Annotated in this window: 17 protein-coding genes; 5 read left to right on the top strand and 12 right to left on the bottom strand. The window is 60.9% G+C overall.

Annotation, left to right across the window (positions count from 1 at the left end; all coding sequences use genetic code 11):
• Positions 1–488: 488 nt before the first annotated feature.
• Genes ccoP through ccoN form a run of 4 tightly spaced genes read right to left on the bottom strand, consistent with a single transcriptional unit; the run spans position 489 to position 3,688 of the window.
• A complete protein-coding gene (gene ccoP / locus KKQ10_RS10610) occupies positions 489–1,445 on the bottom strand; it encodes a cytochrome-c oxidase, cbb3-type subunit III (protein WP_215501057.1) in 957 nt (318 codons plus the stop codon).
• Positions 1,442–1,639, bottom strand: coding sequence for a cbb3-type cytochrome oxidase subunit 3 (locus KKQ10_RS10605; protein WP_102358145.1), 198 nt, complete (start codon positions 1,637–1,639; stop codon positions 1,442–1,444). The genes ccoP and KKQ10_RS10605 overlap by 4 nt, the downstream gene beginning before the upstream one ends.
• A gap of 5 nt (positions 1,640–1,644) precedes the next feature.
• Positions 1,645–2,253 (bottom strand): cytochrome-c oxidase, cbb3-type subunit II, encoded by a 609-nt coding sequence (gene ccoO, locus KKQ10_RS10600; protein ID WP_003223389.1) that lies wholly within the window; start codon positions 2,251–2,253, stop codon positions 1,645–1,647.
• A 10-nt stretch (positions 2,254–2,263) separates the two neighbouring features.
• A complete protein-coding gene (gene ccoN, locus KKQ10_RS10595; RefSeq protein WP_127652057.1) occupies positions 2,264–3,688 on the bottom strand; it encodes a cytochrome-c oxidase, cbb3-type subunit I in 1,425 nt (474 codons plus the stop codon).
• 94 nt (positions 3,689–3,782) lie between these two features.
• Between ccoN and KKQ10_RS10590 the strand changes: the two genes are divergently transcribed.
• Positions 3,783–4,460, top strand: a complete 678-nt coding sequence (locus KKQ10_RS10590) for an alpha/beta family hydrolase (protein ID WP_215501056.1) — start codon at positions 3,783–3,785, stop codon at positions 4,458–4,460.
• Between the two features lie 1,217 nt (positions 4,461–5,677).
• Positions 5,678–6,034, top strand: coding sequence for a DUF6124 family protein (locus KKQ10_RS10585; protein ID WP_215501055.1), 357 nt, complete (start codon positions 5,678–5,680; stop codon positions 6,032–6,034).
• Between the two features lie 194 nt (positions 6,035–6,228).
• On the opposite strand, the gene KKQ10_RS10580 is transcribed toward KKQ10_RS10585, so the two are convergent.
• From KKQ10_RS10580 to inhA, 4 genes are all read right to left on the bottom strand, one after another.
• Complete coding sequence (locus tag KKQ10_RS10580) at positions 6,229–6,705, bottom strand: hypothetical protein (protein ID WP_215501054.1); 477 nt, start codon at positions 6,703–6,705, stop codon at positions 6,229–6,231.
• A gap of 255 nt (positions 6,706–6,960) precedes the next feature.
• Positions 6,961–8,526, bottom strand: a complete 1,566-nt coding sequence (locus tag KKQ10_RS10575; RefSeq protein WP_127652162.1) for a methyl-accepting chemotaxis protein — start codon at positions 8,524–8,526, stop codon at positions 6,961–6,963.
• Positions 8,527–8,628: 102 nt separating this feature from the next.
• Complete coding sequence (locus KKQ10_RS10570; RefSeq protein ID WP_127652161.1) at positions 8,629–9,420, bottom strand: CPBP family intramembrane glutamic endopeptidase; 792 nt, start codon at positions 9,418–9,420, stop codon at positions 8,629–8,631.
• Between the two features lie 203 nt (positions 9,421–9,623).
• Positions 9,624–10,310: an isonitrile hydratase gene (gene inhA, locus KKQ10_RS10565; RefSeq protein WP_215501053.1), complete on the bottom strand. Its 687-nt coding sequence runs from the start codon at positions 10,308–10,310 to the stop codon at positions 9,624–9,626.
• Positions 10,311–10,399: 89 nt separating this feature from the next.
• Here inhA and KKQ10_RS10560 point away from each other — a divergent pair, with 89 nt between their 5' ends.
• The gene (locus KKQ10_RS10560) at positions 10,400–11,383 is read left to right on the top strand and encodes a GlxA family transcriptional regulator (protein WP_215501052.1); all 984 of its coding nucleotides are present in this window, start codon (positions 10,400–10,402) and stop codon (positions 11,381–11,383) included.
• An 8-nt stretch (positions 11,384–11,391) separates the two neighbouring features.
• On the opposite strand, the gene KKQ10_RS10555 is transcribed toward KKQ10_RS10560, so the two are convergent.
• The 4 genes from KKQ10_RS10555 to KKQ10_RS10540 form a co-directional block, all read right to left on the bottom strand.
• A complete protein-coding gene (locus tag KKQ10_RS10555; protein WP_215501051.1) occupies positions 11,392–12,024 on the bottom strand; it encodes a BRCT domain-containing protein in 633 nt (210 codons plus the stop codon).
• Between the two features lie 12 nt (positions 12,025–12,036).
• A complete protein-coding gene (locus KKQ10_RS10550; RefSeq protein ID WP_127652157.1) occupies positions 12,037–12,426 on the bottom strand; it encodes a hypothetical protein in 390 nt (129 codons plus the stop codon).
• 414 nt (positions 12,427–12,840) lie between these two features.
• A complete protein-coding gene (locus KKQ10_RS10545; protein WP_127652156.1) occupies positions 12,841–14,667 on the bottom strand; it encodes a glycoside hydrolase family 15 protein in 1,827 nt (608 codons plus the stop codon).
• On the bottom strand, positions 14,660–15,460 hold the full coding sequence (locus KKQ10_RS10540) for a glucose 1-dehydrogenase (protein WP_127652155.1): 801 nt from the start codon (positions 15,458–15,460) through the stop codon (positions 14,660–14,662). Before KKQ10_RS10540 ends, KKQ10_RS10545 begins: the two co-directional genes overlap by 8 nt.
• A gap of 198 nt (positions 15,461–15,658) precedes the next feature.
• On the opposite strand from KKQ10_RS10540, the gene KKQ10_RS10535 reads away from it, so the two are divergent.
• Positions 15,659–16,831 carry an MFS transporter gene (locus KKQ10_RS10535; RefSeq protein ID WP_215501050.1) on the top strand — a complete coding sequence of 391 codons (1,173 nt, stop codon included), beginning with the start codon at positions 15,659–15,661 and terminating at the stop codon, positions 16,829–16,831.
• Positions 16,832–16,909: 78 nt separating this feature from the next.
• Positions 16,910–17,644: a thioesterase II family protein gene (locus KKQ10_RS10530; protein ID WP_215501049.1), complete on the top strand. Its 735-nt coding sequence runs from the start codon at positions 16,910–16,912 to the stop codon at positions 17,642–17,644.
• Positions 17,645–17,678 lie beyond the last annotated feature (34 nt).

Raw genomic sequence — 17,678 nt, 5'->3', positions numbered from 1 at the left:
ACGGTTTAGGTGTTTTATTAGGATTAAAATCGGCCGCAAGTATGCAGAGAGCAAGGGGTCATTGCAACGCGCCATGACCTGGGTCAATGCTTTCCAACGCTGATTCTGCGGCCTTTCCATACGCCGCGTAAGGACAAAATTGGCCTCGGACAAAATGTCGCAGCGGACGAAAAAAGCGAGGGGTTCAGGTCAGTTGTAACGGGGTGTGTTCGAACGCAGTGATCGGGTGACGGACGGTCATTGGCGCGACAGCCGGTATCTACCGGGCTTTGCGCCCTGTCAGTCAGGCGATTTGTCGAACACATCGCTCAAGGTCGACCTGCAACCGGCACGGGCCAGTCCGCATCGTGCAAGCGTAGACCCGAATCGGGGGATCCGAAAGGAGAGGGTGTGACGGGGTGCGACAAAAAGAAGCAGCTGCGAGCTGAAAGCTGCAAGCGACAAGATGGTTCAAGTCGCCTGCAGGTTTGTATACAGTTTTGTTGATTTTACTTGGAGCTTTCAGCTTGAAGCTTGTCGCTCAATTGATCGCGATCTTTTGAAAGACTGTATACATACGCGGCGAGCAATTGCACTTTATCGTTACCCAACAGCTCGTTCTGCGCCGGCATGTGACCCTGGCGGCCATGGCGGATGGTCTGCTCAAGCTGCGTCAGGCTGGTGCCATAGATAAATCCGGCCGGGTGCGTCAGATTCGGCGCCCCCATGGCTTCCGTGCCTTGCCCGGTTGCGCCATGACAGGCGATGCAGGTGGTGCTGAACGCTTGCTGTCCGGCTTGCAGGTCCGCCTTGCTGTCGGCGGGCAGCGGCAGGCCGGCCAGCTCGTGACGCACATACGCCGCGACGTTCTTCACGCCCGCCTCACCGAGCACTTCGCCCCAGGCCGGCATCGCCGCCATCCGTCCACCCATGATGGTGGTCTTGATGGTCTCGGCACTGCCGCCCCAACGCCAGTCCTTGTCGGCCAGGTTAGGGAAACCGAAGGCGCCCTTGGCGTCGGAGCCGTGGCACACCGAGCAGTTGGAGGCGAACAGCCGGCCACCCATTTTCAGCGCCTGCGGATCCTTCGCCACTTCTTCCACCGGCATGGCGGCGAACTTGGCGAAGATCGGTCCGAATTTGGCGTCGGCCTTGTTCATTTCCTTTTCCCACTCGTGGACGCCGGTCCAGCCGTCCTCGTAGCCGGGCAGGACACCTTTCCAGTTGCCCAGGCCCGGATACAGGATCAGGTAGCCCACGGAGAACACCAGCGTGCCGGCGAACAGCATGAACCACCACTGTGGCAGCGGGTTGTCGTACTCCTCGATGCCGTCGAAGCTGTGGCCCATGGTCTGGTCGACGCTGCCCTTGGTCTCGCCCCGGCGGGTGCCGATCAGCAGCCATGTCAGGCCGATCAGGCTGCCGATGGTCAGTACGCAGATCCACGTACTCCAGAAGGTGGTCATGGCCGGGTACTCCTTGTCTCAGATGCTGGGGTAGTGTCGGGTTGCGGCTCGTCGGCGAACGGCAGCAGGCGCGCTTCGGCAAACTCCGGGGTGCGCTTGCGGTTGAACACCCAAAGCGTCAGACCGACGAAAGCGACGAACACCACGACCGTGCCGAGGCCGCGAATCAGGCCTGCACTCATTTCAATGACCATCGTGCTCACCTCTTGCTCTTGATCGCAGTGCCGAGCACTTGCAGGTAGGAGACGAGGGCGTCCATTTCGGTCTTGCCCTTGAGGCTGGCGACCGCGCCGCTGATGTCGTCGTCGGTGTACGGCACGCCGAGGGTGCGCATGGTCTTGAGCTTGGTTTCGGTGTGGCTGCTGTCGACCGCTTGCGTCACCAGCCACGGGTAGGCCGGCATTTTCGATTCCGGCACGACGTTGCGCGGGTTGTACAAGTGCGCGCGGTGCCAGTCATCCGAGTAACGCGCGCCGACCCGGGCCAGGTCCGGACCGGTACGCTTGGAGCCCCACAGGAACGGGTGATCCCAGACGCTTTCACCGGCCACCGAGTAGTGCCCGTAGCGTTCGGTTTCGGCACGGAACGGCCGGATCATCTGCGAGTGGCAACCGACGCAGCCTTCGCGGATGTAGATGTCGCGGCCTTCCAGTTGCAGCGCGGTGTAGGGCTTCATGCCTTCCACCGGTTTGTTGGTGACGTCCTGGAAGAACAGCGGGACGATCTGGGTCAGGCCGCCGATGCTCACGGCGAACACCATCAGCAGCATCAGCAGGCCGACGTTCTTTTCAATCGTTTCGTGTTTCATGGCGGACTCCTCAGGCCATCTGCGCGGCAGCAACGACATCAGCAGGCTGCGAGGCCCGCACGGTGCGCCAGGTGTTGTAAGCCATCAGGAACATGCCGCTGAGGAAGATCGCGCCGCCCACCAGTCGCACGATGAAGCCTGGGTGGCTGGCCACCAGGGTTTCGACGAAGGAGTAGGTCAGCGTGCCGTCCTCGTTCACTGCGCGCCACATCAGGCCCTGAGCGATGCCGTTGACCCACATCGACGCGATGTACAGCACGGTGCCGATGGTCGCGAGCCAGAAGTGCGCGTTGATCAGGCCGACGCTGTGCATCTGCTCTTTGCCGAAGACTTTCGGGATCATGTGGTACAGCGCGCCGATGGAAATCATCGCCACCCAACCGAGGGCGCCGGCGTGTACGTGGCCGATGGTCCAGTCGGTGTAGTGGGAGAGGGCGTTGACGGTCTTGATCGCCATCATCGGGCCTTCGAAGGTCGACATGCCGTAGAACGCCAGCGACACCACGAGGAAACGCAGGATCGGGTCGCTGCGCAACTTATGCCAGGCGCCCGAGAGGGTCATCATGCCGTTGATCATGCCGCCCCAGCTCGGTGCCAGCAGAATCAGCGACATCACCATGCCCAGCGACTGCGCCCAGTCCGGTAGCGCGGTGTAGTGCAGGTGGTGCGGGCCGGCCCAGATGTACAGGGTGATCAAAGCCCAGAAGTGCACGATCGACAGGCGATACGAATACACCGGACGTTCGGCCTGCTTCGGCACGAAGTAGTACATCATCCCGAGGAAACCGGCGGTGAGGAAGAAACCCACGGCGTTGTGGCCGTACCACCATTGCACCATCGCGTCGGTTGCACCGGCATACACCGAGTAGGACTTGGTGAAACTCACCGGCAACTCAAGGTTGTTGACGATGTGCAGGATCGCTACGGTGATGATGAACGCGCCGAAGAACCAGTTGCCGACGTAGATGTGCTTGGTCTTGCGCTGCATGATCGTGCCGAAGAACACGATGGCGTAGGCGACCCAGACGATGGTGATCAGAATGTCGATCGGCCATTCCAGCTCGGCGTATTCCTTGGAACTGGTGTAGCCCAGTGGCAGGCTGATCGCCGCCAGGAGGATCACCAGTTGCCAGCCCCAGAAGCAGAACGCGGCGATTTTCGGCGCAAACAGCTGAGTCTGGCAGGTGCGTTGCACCGAGTAGAACGAACTGGCGAACAGCGCACAGCCACCGAACGCGAAGATCACCGCGTTGGTGTGCAGCGGGCGCAGACGGCCGAAACTGGTCCATGGCAAATTGAAGTTGAGTTCAGGCCAGACCAATTGGGCGGCGAGAAAAACCCCGAGCCCCATGCCGACGATGCCCCACACCACCGTCATAATGGCGAATTGGCGGACCACCTTGTAGTTGTAGGCGGTACTGATAGAAGTGTTCATGGTTCCCCATCCACGGTTCAGCCGAAGTGAGCGCGCGCGAGAACGCCGCGAATCCTTCGTCTGGAGTTATAGGCAGACTAAAAGCGAGGCAAGCATGGACAAACAGCACAAGGCCAGTATTGACGGGGATCAATGGGCGCAGTGTGTGCGTGAGCATGGGTGGCTTTGGGATGCCGCGTCGGGCGAGGCTGCGGCGACGTTGATCCTGGCCCACGGCGCTGGTGCGCCGATGGACAGTGAGTGGATGAGTGATATGGCTGGGCGCCTTGCCGGGCTTGGTATCAACGTGTTGCGGTTTGAGTTTCCGTATATGGCGCAGCGGCGGGTGGATGGGGTGAAGCGGCCGCCGAATCCTGCTGGGAAATTGCAAGAATGCTGGCGTGAGGTTTATGCCGAGGTGCGGCGTCATGTCACTGGGGTTTTGGCCATTGGCGGCAAGTCGATGGGCGGGCGGATGGCGAGTTTGGTGGCGGATGAGTTGGGTGTTGATGCGATGGTGTGTCTGGGGTATCCGTTTTATGCGGTGGGGAAGCCGGAGAGGCCTCGGGTTGAGCATTTGGCGGGTTTGCGGACTCGGGCTTTGATTGTGCAGGGGGAGCGGGATGCGTTGGGCAATCGCGAGGCTGTCGAGGCTTACACGTTATCGCCTGAGATTGAGGTGTTTTGGTTGGCGGCTGGGGATCATGATTTGAAGCCTTTGAAGGTTTCGGGGTTTACGCATGAGGAGCATTTGGCCCGTGCGGCTGGGCGTGTGGCTGGGTTTCTTCGGTGAGGCTTCACTTGGGGTGTATATCCGTTGCTGCGGTAACGGCGGCTTAGGGTTTCGCCCTGACGGCGACTCACTTTTTTTACAAACGCCTAAAAAAAGTAAGCAAAAAAACGCTTGCTCCTACGTGCGGCCCGCTCGCTGGGGCTCGGGGTTCCCTCGCTCCGGGATCCATCCGGGCGCATCGCCTACGGTTTGCTTCGCTGCACCTCCTCTCGCTGTGTTTGGCTGCGCCAAACGGTCGCTGCGCTCCCACCCCCGGATGAATCCCGGAACGAGGCCTTCCGACGTCGCCCGTGGATCAAGATCAAAAGCTGCAGCCGAGCTTGCGCTCATCCTGTTGAGTGGTGAAGAGCAGAAGCGGTGTGCTGTTGATTTCAGTGGGAGCTGGCCTGCCAGCGATGGCGGCCTACGAGCCGACCAATCTCTAACTGACCCCACCCATTCCCACTGTAGGAGTGAGCCTGCTCGCGAAAGCGGCCTGCCAGCCGCCCCATTTCTACTGGGTGTACCCAATCCAACTGTGGGAGCTGGCCTGCCAGCGAAGGCGGCCGGACCGCCGACCAATCTCTGCCGGATGTACCCAATCCAACTGTAGGAGTGAGCCTGCTCGCGATGGCGGCCTGCCAGCCACCCCATTTCTACTTGGTGTACCCAATCCAACTGTGGGAGCTGGCCTGCCAGCGAAGGCGGCCGGACAGCCGACCAATCTCTGCCGGATGTACCCAATTCAACTGTAGGAGTGAGCCTGCTCGCGATGGCGGCCTGCCAGCCGCCCCATTTCTACTAGGTGTACCCAATCCAACTGTGCGAGCTTGCTCGCGAAAGCGGCGGACCAGACACCATCGAAATTGAGGGCAATTCCCGGCACTTCATGCCCTGTTTAAATTACACGAACCGTTACGCCATAAAGGCTACAACGCCTTGCGCCGTTACCTACGCCTACGCCAGAATCCGCCGGCTTACGCGGCTATAGGTCGGGCTATATCGTTTCCCTGTCACTGAAAAACAGTGATCGGGTTTGGTAGCCCGTCTGTAATAGCTGTATGGCGACACCGTATGCAGTCCCTTTTTGGGGGCTCGGTTTTATGGTGGTCATGCGTGGGGCTCATTCGTGAGCGCCGGGTTCCTATTGCAGCCGGTCTACCAACCCGCGTATGGCCGCCACCCTCGTTTGGTAGCGAGGGTGATGGCTCCTTGAAATCTGCGATAGGAGTTCATCCATGTTCAAAATCACACCCAACCCACCGCACACTGACCCAATCCCCCACGACCCAGCGCTTGAGTCTCAGAAGACCAAAGAGGCAACGGATCGCGCCCTCGACTACTACCTCAGACCCGAAGCTCTGGTAGCGCCGCCCAAGACTCGTCCCATCTACCTCGTCGATCCCACACTGGATGACGAAACCCTGCTCGTCGAAGCCTGTGAATCGCTGTCCTCGGCCAAAGCCATGGCCGGCAACATCGCCAACTCCGTGAGCGGCCCGGAGCGTAAACCGCTGCTGGCGCTGCAACAGCTGATCATGCTGAACGAGCTGCTGGTCAATCGACTGCTGGATAAGCTGCGCGTGCCCCTGTAGGAGTGAGCCTGCTCGCGATGGCGGCCTGCCAGGTAGCATCAATTTCAGACAGCCAACAAAAAGCCCGGAAGCTCTCGCTGTCCGGGCTTTCAAGATCAAAAGATCACAACCGCGGCAGCTCCTGCACGGTGTCATCTTTTCGATGTACCTCGAAGGGTACTTGCCCGCAGTTGCAGCGCTCAACCCAGCCAGTGTTAGTTGGCTTCAGGCGGTCTCAGCCTCGTCATGGTGAAAATCCCCTTGGGGTTCAGACGATAGCGATGACTTTTGAACACGGCCTCGAATGATCCCGTAGCAATGTCCGTTTTAGTGTCATATTTGATGCTGAGGGTCGCCGAGTCGGCGGTTACCCTAGCCATTCCGATAAAACCCGGCGGTGCAGGGATCCAATGGCTATGTCCAAATGTCAGCCCGTGGCTGAGGTTATAGGTGCCTGTGAGTGCCTCATCGGATTGGTAGGGCAGAGTCAGGGAGAAAGCAAAATAGCTTTCATCGTCGAAATTTCCCGTTCCACCATCAATGGCCCAATACGGCTCACCCAAAAACTCGCCCTGATAGAAAGATCTGAATTTGGCTGTTTTCTGTTTACCGCCCAATCTCCATTGAAATGTGTCATCGCGCACTAGCACTAGTGGCTTTTCTTTCGGGAGAAAAATAACTTGAGTGGTCATTGTCATACCTGCCTTTTCGAGTAAGAGGAGGTGTTACAACCGACTGCAATTACGGTTTCTCTTGATACCCGCTCGAACAGATGTTCGTCTACTGTCAGATCTGACAGGTAGCGCAAGCAATAAAAAAACCGGAAGCTTTCGCTGCCCGGTTTTTTGGGGAGGGACCAGCAAGATCAAAAGATCGCAGCCTTCGGCAGCTCCTACATTGGAATGCAGGTTCCTGTAGGAGCTGCCGAAGGCTGCGATCTTTTGCTTTTAGCGGTTAAACCGCTCCACCAACGAATACTGCGTATTGGCAGTCTTGGTCAGCTCTTCACTCAGCAACGCCGAGTTATGCGCTTGCTCGGAAGTCTGATCCGCCAGTTCCGAAATGTTGCTGATGTTGCGGCTGATCTCCTCAGCCACCGCACTTTGCTCTTCGGTCGCCGCGGCGATCTGCGTGGTCATGTCGGTGATGTTGGCCACCGCTTCGCTGATACCGACGAGTGCCTGATCCGCTTCCAGCACCCGCGCCACACCTTCTTCCGCCTGGCGGTGTCCGGCTTCCATGGTTTGCACGGCGCTGCTTGCAGTCTGCTGCAGCTTGGCGATCAGGGCATGGATCTGCCCGGTGGATTCGCTGGTGCGCTGCGCCAGTTGACGCACTTCGTCAGCCACCACGGCAAAACCTCGGCCCATCTCGCCGGCACGTGCGGCTTCGATGGCGGCGTTGAGGGCGAGCAGGTTGGTCTGATCGGCGATGCCTTTGATCACGTCGACCACACCGCCGATTTCGTCGCTGTCCTTGGCCAGTTGGGTGACGGTCAGGCCGGTTTCGCCGACCACCACCGACAGACGCTGAATGGCTTCACGGGTTTCGCCGGCGATGTCGCGGCCGCGACCGGTCAGGCGATTGGCTTCCTGGGTGGCGTCGGCGGTGCGCTGTACATGGCTCGCCACTTCTTGAGTGGTCGCGGCCATCTGGTTGACGGCGGTGGCGACCTGTTCGGTTTCCACGCGCTGACGTTCCAGGCCGCTGGAGCTGTTGTGCGCCAGGGTGTCGGACTGTTTGGCCTGATCGGTCAGGTGTTCGGCGGTGTCCTGCAGACGGGTCAGGCAGGTTTTCAGACGCGCTTCCTGGCTGAGGATCGACATTTCCAGACGCGCCTGGGCGCCACGGCTGTCGGTGTACATCTGCGCGATCAGCGGGTCGGACGTGGTCTGCTCAGCCAGGCGCAGCAGGCGTTTGAGCCCGCGCTGCTGCCATTGCAGGCCCATCAGGCCCAGCGGAACCGACAGACCGGCGGCGAGGGCGAAACCCCATTGCGAGTTCAGGGTCGCGCCGATCACGAAGCTCAGCTGGCTGACCAGAATGAACGGCAGCCAGTCCTGCAGCACCGGCAGCCATTTATCGCTGGAAGGGATCGCCGACTTGCCCTGGTTGATGCGTTGGTAGAGCGCTTCGGCGCGGCGGATCTGTTCGGCGGTGGGTTTGATCCGCACCGACTCGTAACCGATCACCTGACTGCCGTCGAACACCGGTGTCACGTAGGCGTTAACCCAGTAGTGATCACCGCTCTTGCAGCGGTTCTTGACAATGCCCATCCATGGCAAGCCTTGTTTCAGTGTGCCCCACATGTGCGAAAACACCGCCGCCGGCACGTCTGGGTGACGGACCAGGTTGTGCGGCGCACGGATCAGCTCTTCACGCGAAAACCCGCTGATTTCGACGAAAGCGTCGTTGCAGTAGGTGATCACGCCCTTGGCGTCGGTTGTGGAAATCAACCGCTGCTGAGCCGGGAAAGTCCGTTCGCGTTGTGTAATGGGCTGGTTATTACGCATGGTTTTTCAATCCGCAAGGCTTTGAAAGGTTGTCGGCGCTGCCAGGAAATTATTGAAGTTTTTTTTCAGATATAAGTACGGCGTCGCAAAACCGCTCTTGCTTCAACCGGCCAGCATCGGATAGGTGAACAGCGCAAAATGCAGCAGGTTCAGCCCAAAGTGCGTGGCGATCGCCGCAGCAAGGCCACCAAAACGGTAGGCCAGACCATAGCCGACACCCGCCAGACCCGCCAGCAGCACCCAGTGCCATCCCGCGCCCAGATGCGCCAGAGCAAAGATCAGCGACGCCAGCAGCAAGGCGAGGTTGTCACCCTGGGGCAAATGCTTGAGCAGGCGGCTCAAACCGCCCTGTATATAGCCGCGAAACAGTGCTTCCTCGACCAGTGTCACCAGCAGCAGATTGTTCAGCAGCCACAGCCACGCCTGATCGGGCCACTTCGGCGCCCAGGCAATCATGCCGAACAACAGCGCGCCGCCCAGTGCCAGGACTGCGCTCAACGCCAGGGCGAGGACGCTGGCGCAGGCCGTCAGACGCAGCGAGCGCGCCGCCACAATCCATGGGCAGGCCAGCAACAGCCAGAAGCCGAGCAAGGGTTTGTCCAGGTTCAGGTACATCGCGAACGGCACGGCGTCATCGGTGAACCGCAGCGGGGCGATGGCCCGGCCGTTGTCGAACCCCGGCAACCAGTGCAGCGCCAGCGACAGGGCGAGGAAGATAAACAGAGCGTGCCCCAGCACCCGCGCCACCGGCACCTGCTGTTGGCGCACGGCGAAACCGGCCACCAGCAACAATCCGAAGGAGATCAGCGCGAGCCAGCCGAGTTGGCCGAAGCTCAACGCCAATCCATAACCGAGGCTGAGAAGTGCCAGATAGAGCCATGGCAACACCTTCATCGAAAGTCCTTGTGCAGAATTCTGTGGAAGGGCTTTCTACACGGGTGGGCGCCTGGGGACAAGTAAAGGTGTGGCGGGAAACTGTGACACGCCGCAATCCTCCCTGTAGGAGCTGCCGCAGGCTGCGATCTTTTGATGTTGATCTTCAAAACAAAGTCAAAAGATCGCAGCCTGCGGCAGCTCCTACATTGAACGAAGGAGGTTTAGCTCAAATTGAGTTTCACTGCTGCTCGTTCAGTAATTGCCGTGCGTGTCTTCAACGATGCCGCTGCACGATCACGGGCCTCATCGACGATCGCGCTCGGTGCCGTATCCGGGCTGCCCGATTCAAACGGCGGCGCCGGCGCATATTCCAGTTGCAGTTGAATCAACTGCGCCGCATCGGCCCCCACCAGTTCCTCGGCCAGCACCAATGCAAAATCGATCCCCGCCGTAATCCCGCCGCCGGTAAACAGATTGCCGTCGCGTACCACCCGGTCCTGCACCGCGATCGCGCCGAGTTTTGGCAGCAGTTCGTGATAGGCCCAGTGCGTGGTTGCGCGCTTGCCACGCAGTAACCCGGCGGCACCAAGCACCAGCGAACCGGTGCACACCGACGTCACATACTTGGCCTGCGCCGCCTGGCGCTGGATGAACCCCAGTGTCTGTTCATCTTCCATCAGCGGCCCGACCCCGGCGCCGCCGGGCACGCAGATCACATCCAGGTCCGGGCAGTCGTCGAAGGTGGTGGTCGGTTTCAGCAGCAGGCCGGTGCTCGCGGTGACCGGCACCAGATCTTTCCAGATCAGGTGCACCTGCACGTCCGGCAGCGAGGCCAGCACGTCATAAGGACCGGTCAGGTCCAGTTGCTGCACCTGTGGAAACAACAGAAAACCGATCTGCAACGTCATGGTGTATTTCTCCATTTGAGGGGTGGACGGCTTCACTGTAGGCGCGTAGGTTCTGGCGTATACGCCAATAACCCCACGAATTACGCCAAATGCCCAAAGCCATTCACGTACTCGCGTTTGCCAACATGCAGATCCTCGACGTCACCGGCCCGTTGCAAGTGTTCGCCTCGGCCAACGACATCGCCCGCCAGCGCGGCTTGCCCGTGCCGTATGCACCGTCGGTGATTGCCAGTGAGGCCGGGGCGGTGATGTCGTCAGCCGGGCTGGCGGTGCTCGCCGAGCCGTTGCCGCAGCAGGCCAGCGATACCTTGATCATCGCCGGTGGCTGGGGCATTTACCCGGCGGCCGAGGACTTGGCGCTGGTGGACTGGGTGCGTGAGCACGCGGCGAAATGCCGACGCGTGGCCTCGGTGTGTACCGGCGCTTTTCTATTGGCCGCCAGCGGCTGGCTCGACGGGCGTCGCGTGGTCACCCACTGGACCCGTTGCGAACAACTGGCGCGTCAGCATCCGAAACTGCAGGTCGAAGCCAATCCGATCTTCATCAACGACGGCCCGGTCTGGACCTCGGCGGGCGTCACCGCCGGCATCGATCTGGCATTGGCGATGGTCGAGGAGGATCTGGGACGCGACATCGCCCTCGACGTCGCCCGGCATCTGGTGGTGTTTCTCAAACGCCCGGGCGGTCAGTCGCAATTCAGCGTGACCCTGGCGTTGCAAAATCAGGGCAATCGTTTCGATGACCTGCACGCGTGGATTGCCGAAAACCTCACCTGCGACCTTGGCGTGCCGACCCTCGCCGAACAGGCCGGCATGAGTGAACGCAGTTTCGTGCGGCACTACCGCGCCGACACCGGCCAGACCCCGGCCCGCGCCATCGAACTGATCCGCGTCGAAACCGCCCGGCGCTTGCTCAGCGACACCGGGCTGCCGTTGAAACGCATCGCCGCCAACTGTGGGTTTGGCAGTGAAGAGACATTGCGCCGCAGTTTTCTGCGGGCGATTGGCGTGACGCCGCAGGCGTATCGTGAGCGGTTTTCGGTCAGTGCTGGAGCAGATCCAGTGATGCCTTGAGGGAGCGCCTACCCGAACAGCACTTTCAACCAATGGTCTTCACCAATAATGGCGATGGGAACACCGTTTTCCCTTAGCTCAACGGCCTTTTTTATCTTCGTGCCATAACTGCTGTGCAGCCATTGTTCGTTGCCAATGTTACCGACGACGAGGTAATGAACCTTTTTGCTGACAGAGCTACCGATCAGTCCACCTCGCTCGACGATCACGGATTCACACTCCTTGCGCGGTCCATACGACATCACGCCGGTAAACAGGAACACTCGATCAGGCAAACTGAGTTCGGGGGCAGGACTATCGAAAGGAAGGCTGGCAGGCGCGTGGGACATCGTCGCAACGCCGGCCGGCAAGCCAGTGAATTGATGGAGCATTCCGAGCAATTCCACAGACTCGTCGGCATCCAGCACGCCATCGCTGAGCATGTTGGCAAGACGTCTATAGAGAATGTTTACCACCGGATCTTCCAGGTGCACCAAGTGGGTTTCGATCCAGGTCTTTAGAAACTCGGCTTCCTGCTGGTTAATCTTTCCGTCTGCGGCAAGCCCTACAGCAATTCCTCCCAGCGCATCCGCTGAACGCCTGTCGATCCGCGCTTCGTGAAAGAACCGGCTGTTTTGAAATTCCTGATGCAAATCGACCATCGCTGCTTCTCCTTAAGCCTCAGCTTCCGCCACCTGATTGAAATACTTGGTCCGATCCGGAGTAAACGTCACTCGCATCTTCGTCCGCGAACAGGTCAGCGCACGTTCCTCGCCCAGATCAATATCCAGATCTTCCCCACGCAAGCCCTGCCACTGCGCCAGGTATTTGAGCGAACCGTATTTTTCGTTTTTCTTCAGGCTGCGGCTCACGCCGCCTTTCCAGCCGAGCACCGGCAGTTCGCCGGCGAGGCATTTTTGGGCGAGGTCGGGGAAGCGGGCGGCGCGCTGGCGACCGATTTCCCAGCATTTGATCAGGCCTTTGTCGGCGGCTTCCCAGAGTTGGGTGCGGGTCAGGCCGGTGCGCAGGGGCGTGGCGATGGTGCGATGGACGTGCTGGGTCATTCTGGTTCCTTGAATTCGGGTTTTATTGGACAGCTCCGCTGTGCCCGTTGCGGTGGATGGTAGGGGGGGATGTAACAGCTGGCAACAAGGTATTTCTGGGTGTAAGTGCAGGTTGCGGGGGAAGGATGAACTCGGGGCATTGAAGGTTTGTAGGCCGGATTGTTGAAACCTTGTAAGCCCTGATTCCATTTCTTGTGGCGAGGGGGCTTGCCCCCGTTCGGCTGCGCAGCAGTCGTCAAGCCAGACGCTGCGGTACATCTGGGGGGCATTGGCCGAAGGAATTTGGGCTGCTTCGCAGCCCAACGGGGGCAAGCCCCCTCACCACAGGATTTTGCGCTGCGCTTCAATGTGTGTAGGAAATGATCCTGTAGCGTGGCTATTGGCTGAGAGATTTCCTACAGCTTGCGTCGAATATTACGGCTGCCACTCACTCTTTTCCCCGCTCAAGCGCCGATCCAGAAAACTCGCCGCACTGATCAACGCCAGGTGCGTCAGCGCCTGCGGGGTGTTGCCCAGATGCCGGCCATGGTTGTCGAACTCTTCGGCGTACAACCCCAGCGGGTTGGCATAGCGCAGCAGTTGTTCGAACTCCAGATGGGCCTTTTCCACCTGGCCGGCGCGAGCCAGACACTCGACGTACCAGAACGAACAGGCGGCAAACGCGCCTTCAGTGCCGGTCAGGCCGTCAATGTTGCTGTCGTCGTTGCGGTAGCGATAGACCATGCCGTCGCGCACCAGATGCTTTTCGATGGCTTCAAGGGTCGACAACCAGCGCGGGTCCTTGGCACTGACGAAACGCACCAGCGGCATCAGCAGCATCGAACCATCGAGCGCGGTGCCGCCCTTGTACTGGACGAAATGCCCGCGCTCCTGGTTCCAGAAGTTGTCCCAGATGTCGCTGTAGATCGCCTGGCGGGTCTGGTCCCACTGGGCGAACGGTGCCGGCAGTGAGCGTTTCGAGGCCAGGCGAATGGCCCGGTCCAGCGCTACCCAGCACATCAGTCGCGAGTGCAGGAAGTGGTGCTGCTCACCGCGCATTTCCCAAATGCCTACATCGCTGGTCTGCCAGGTCTCACACACCTGATCGACCACTTCGCTCACGTGTTTCCAGCCTTCGTGGGAAATCGCGTCGCCGTATTTATTGACCAGATACACCGCATCCATCAGCTCGCCGAAGATATCCAGCTGAATCTGTTCATACGCGCCATTGCCGATGCGCACCGGTTGCGCGCCGCCGTGCCCGGACAAGTGCGTGAGCTCGGTTTCCGGCAATTCCTGACGACCGTCGACGGCGTACAGAATGTTGAGTTTCATCGGACGGCCCCGACAATCGCTGACCCGCCCGCGCAGCCAGCTCATGTAGGCGTTGGCCTCGCCGACAAAGCCCAGGCGCATGAACGCGTAGACCGTGAACGACGCATCGCGGATCCAGGTGTAGCGGTAATCCCAGTTGCGCTCGCCGCCGGGGGTTTCCGGCAGGCCGAAGGTGGCGGCGGCGAGGATCGCGCCGTGCTTGCGTGAGGTCAGCAGCTTCAGTGCCAGTGCCGAGCGATTGACCATTTCCCGCCAGCGCCCACGGTAGTTGGACTGGCGGCTCCAGTCGCGCCAGAACTTCAGCGTGCGTTCCAGGCACAATTTGGCAGCGTCATTGCGCAAGCGTGGATCATCGGCGCCGCCGAGGATGAATTCGGCGGTTTCGTTCTGCTGCAAACTGAACGTCGCGACGGCCGATGCGCCATCAATGTGCAGCGCCTGATCCGCTACCAGACGCAGTGACGGCTGGCCCTCGGCGCTGAAAATCACCGATTGCTGGTCCCTTTGCGCTCGGGTCTTGGCGCGGGCGTAGTCGTGACGCACCGCGCAGCGCAGGTGAAAGGTGGCCTGGCCGCTGACCACCCGCACCCGACGCATCAGCATCGGCAGGTCATCCTCGCTGTCGCCCACCGGCAGCAGGTCGGTGATTTCCACCACCGCATCGTCGCTGAGCCAGCGGGTCTGCAGCACGTTGGTGTCCGGCAGGTAGATCTGCTCGCGGCGCGCGTCGGGCAGGTCCGGCGCGAGCTGGAAAATCCCGGCGTCGGGGGTGTCCAGCAGCGAACAGAAGATCGACGGACTGTCGAACTCCGGCCAGCAGAAAAAATCCACACTGCCCCTGTCGTTGACCAGTGCCGCACTGCGCATGTCGCCGATGATGCCGTGGGCGTCGATCGGACTTTGTCGTTCGAGGTGATGCTCAGCCATTGCCGCGAAACTCCGGATAAAGACTCATGCCGCCGTCGATGAACAGGGTGGTGCCGACGATGTAGTCGGCGGCGTCGGAGGCGAGAAACACCACCGCGTTGGCCACGTCTTCGACGTCACCGATGCGTCCGTAGGGGATCAGCTCCAGCAGTTTTTCAGCGGCGGCGCCTTCGGTGACTTCCTGATTGATCGCCGTGCGAATCGCCCCCGGCGCGATGCCGTTGATGCGAATGCGTTGATGGCTGACTTCCTGGGCCAAGGTCTGCATCAACTGATCGACGCCGCCCTTGGATGCCGCGTAGTTGACGTGCCCGGCCCACGGAATGCGCTGGTGCACCGAGCTCATGTGAATGATTTTGCCGGCCGCCCGGGACACGCCTTCGCGCACGCCCTGGCGGTTGAAAATCCGCAGCGCGGCGCGAGCGCAGAGGAACTGGCCGGTGAGGTTGACGCCGATGACCGTGTTCCAGTCTTCGAGGCTCATGTCCACGACCGCCGCATCCTTTTGCAGGCCGGAGTTGGCCACCAGTATGTCCAGCGAACCAAACGCCTCGAGGGTCTCGGCGAACAGCCGTTCGACCTCGTCTTCCTGCGACACGTCGGCAGCGATGGCCAGCGCCTGACCGCCGTCGGCGATGATCTGCCGGGCGAGGGCTTCGGCGGGTTCAGCCTGACGATTGTAGTTGATGACCACCGCGGCACCGGCAGCGGCCAGGGCTTTGGCGGCGGCGTGACCGATGCCGGCGCTGGCGCCGGTGACCAGGGCTACTTGTCGGGTGAGGGAGATCTGCATGCGAAGTCGTGCCTTGGGTGAGGGCCTATTTAGCTGACTGGTCGCAAGCCGGGAGAGTTCAGTAACAAAGATCAAAAGATCGCTGCCGAAGTCTGCGGTCTTTTGATCTTCAGGGGCTTCACATTCCACCAACAATTCCTTGCTTCCCCGCCATCCGACCCTATGGCAACTTGGCGGCCCTTGATGAGGCTGCAACCCATGGCAAACCCCTACCGCGAATTGTTCACCGCCCCCGGTGCGCGAAATTTTGTTCTCGCCGGAATGATCGCGCGCATGCCGATTTCCATGACCGGCATTGGCGTGATCACCATGCTCTCCCAACTCAAGGGCGGGTATGCGCTGGCCGGTGCGGTGGCGGCGACGTTTGCCTTGGCCACGGCGTTTTGCGCGCCGCAGGTGTCACGTCTGGTGGACCGCTTTGGTCAGGGCAAGGTGCTGCCGCTGTCGGCGTTGATCGGCGGCGGAGCGTTGCTGATGTTGTTGCTGTGCACGCGCTTGCAGGCGCCGACCTGGACGCTGTTCATCTTTGCCGCGCTGGCCGGTTGCATGCCGAGCATGTCGGCGATGGTGCGGGCGCGCTGGACCGAGATCTATCGCGGCCAGCCGCAATTGCAGACGGCCTATGCGCTGGAATCGGTGCTCGATGAAGTCTGTTTCATCGTCGGCCCGCCGCTGTCGGTGGGGCTGTGCGTGGTGGCGTTTCCCGAGGCCGGGCCACTGGCGGCGCTGCTGGCGCTGGCGATCGGCGTGACGGCGTTTGTCGCCCAGCGCAGTACCGAGCCGGCGGTGCATCCACAGGAGTCGCAACATCAGGGTTCGATCATTCGTTCCACCGACATTCAATGGCTGTTGGCGTTGATGGTCGCCATGGGCGTGATCGTCGGCGTGGTCGATGTGGTCAGCGTCGCGTTCGCCCAACAACAGGGGCAGCCGGCAGCGGCGAGCATCGTGCTCTCGGTGTACGCCATCGGTTCCTGTCTGGCCGGTATTGCCTTCGGCGCGATGCGCTCGAAACTGCCGTTGCCACGCCTGTTCCTGTATGGCGGCATCGCGACCGCCGTGACCACGCTGCCGCTGTTGCTGGCGAGCAATATTTTCGGGCTGTCACTGGCGGTGTTTGTCGCCGGGCTGTTCTTCTCGCCGACGCTGATTGTCGCCATGGCGCTGGTCGAACGCATCGTGCCGCCGGCCAAGCTCACCGAAGGCCTGACCTGGCTGGTGACCGGTCTGAGCATCGGCGTGGCGCTGGGGGCGGCGGGGTCTGGTGCACTGGTGGATGCCTTCGGCGCGCGCAGCGGGTTCTGGCTGGCGATTGTCGCCGGGGCCGTGGTGCTTGGCTCGGCGGTGCAGAGTTTCCGTCATCTGAAATAACGTTTGCCGAGGTGCAGGGCTAATTTGCGCAAGGTTGTCTTCGTTCTTTTATACAGACAACTTTTCGAGGTAAGCCGGGTGACTCAGCTGACATTGCTGTGCCTTCCTTATTCGGGCGCCAGTGCGATGGTCTACAGTCGCTGGCGGCGCAAACTGCCCCAGTGGCTGACGCTGCAACCGGTGGAACTGCCGGGACGCGGCGCGCGGTTCAGCGAACCGCTGCAAACCGACATGCGCACCCTGGCCCGACAATTGGCCGCTGAGCTGCAACCGGCATTGCGCGCGCCGTACGCGATCTTCGGCCACAGCCTCGGCGCCTTGCTGGCCTGTGAGCTGGCGCATGCGTTGCGGGCGCTGGGCCTGCCGGAGCCGGTGGCGCTGTTCGCCTCGGGCACCGCAGCGCCGACGATGCGCAGCGACTATGACCGTGGTTTCGCCGAGCCGAAAACCGACGCCGAACTGATCGAGCAGTTGCGCACCCTCAATGGCACCAGCGAGGAGGTGCTGGCCAGTGCCGAGTTGATGAGCCTGACCTTGCCGATCCTGCGCGCCGACTTCCTGTTGTGCGGCACGTTCCGCCCGGTTCAGCGTGCGCTGCTCAAATGTCCGATCCACGTACTGGGCGGCACCACCGACCGCGCCACCACCGAACAACTGATCGGCTGGAGCAAGGAAACCCTTGGCAGCTTCTCCGTGGACATGCTCGCCGGCGGGCACTTTTTCATTCATGAGCATGAAGCCAGGGTGCTGAAGGTGATCAAGGATCAGTTGGATGTGCACCATCGCCGGCATGCCATGGCCGCCACTGCCTGACACGCTCCCCGGTAGGAGCTGCGGCACGCTGCGA

This window comes from Pseudomonas sp. MG-9 (assembly GCF_018729515.1).
GTDB classification, from domain to species: Bacteria; Pseudomonadota; Gammaproteobacteria; order Pseudomonadales; family Pseudomonadaceae; genus Aquipseudomonas; species Aquipseudomonas serboccidentalis.
Note: the sequence above shows the minus strand (reverse complement) of the source record. Positions and strands in the feature narration are given on the sequence as shown.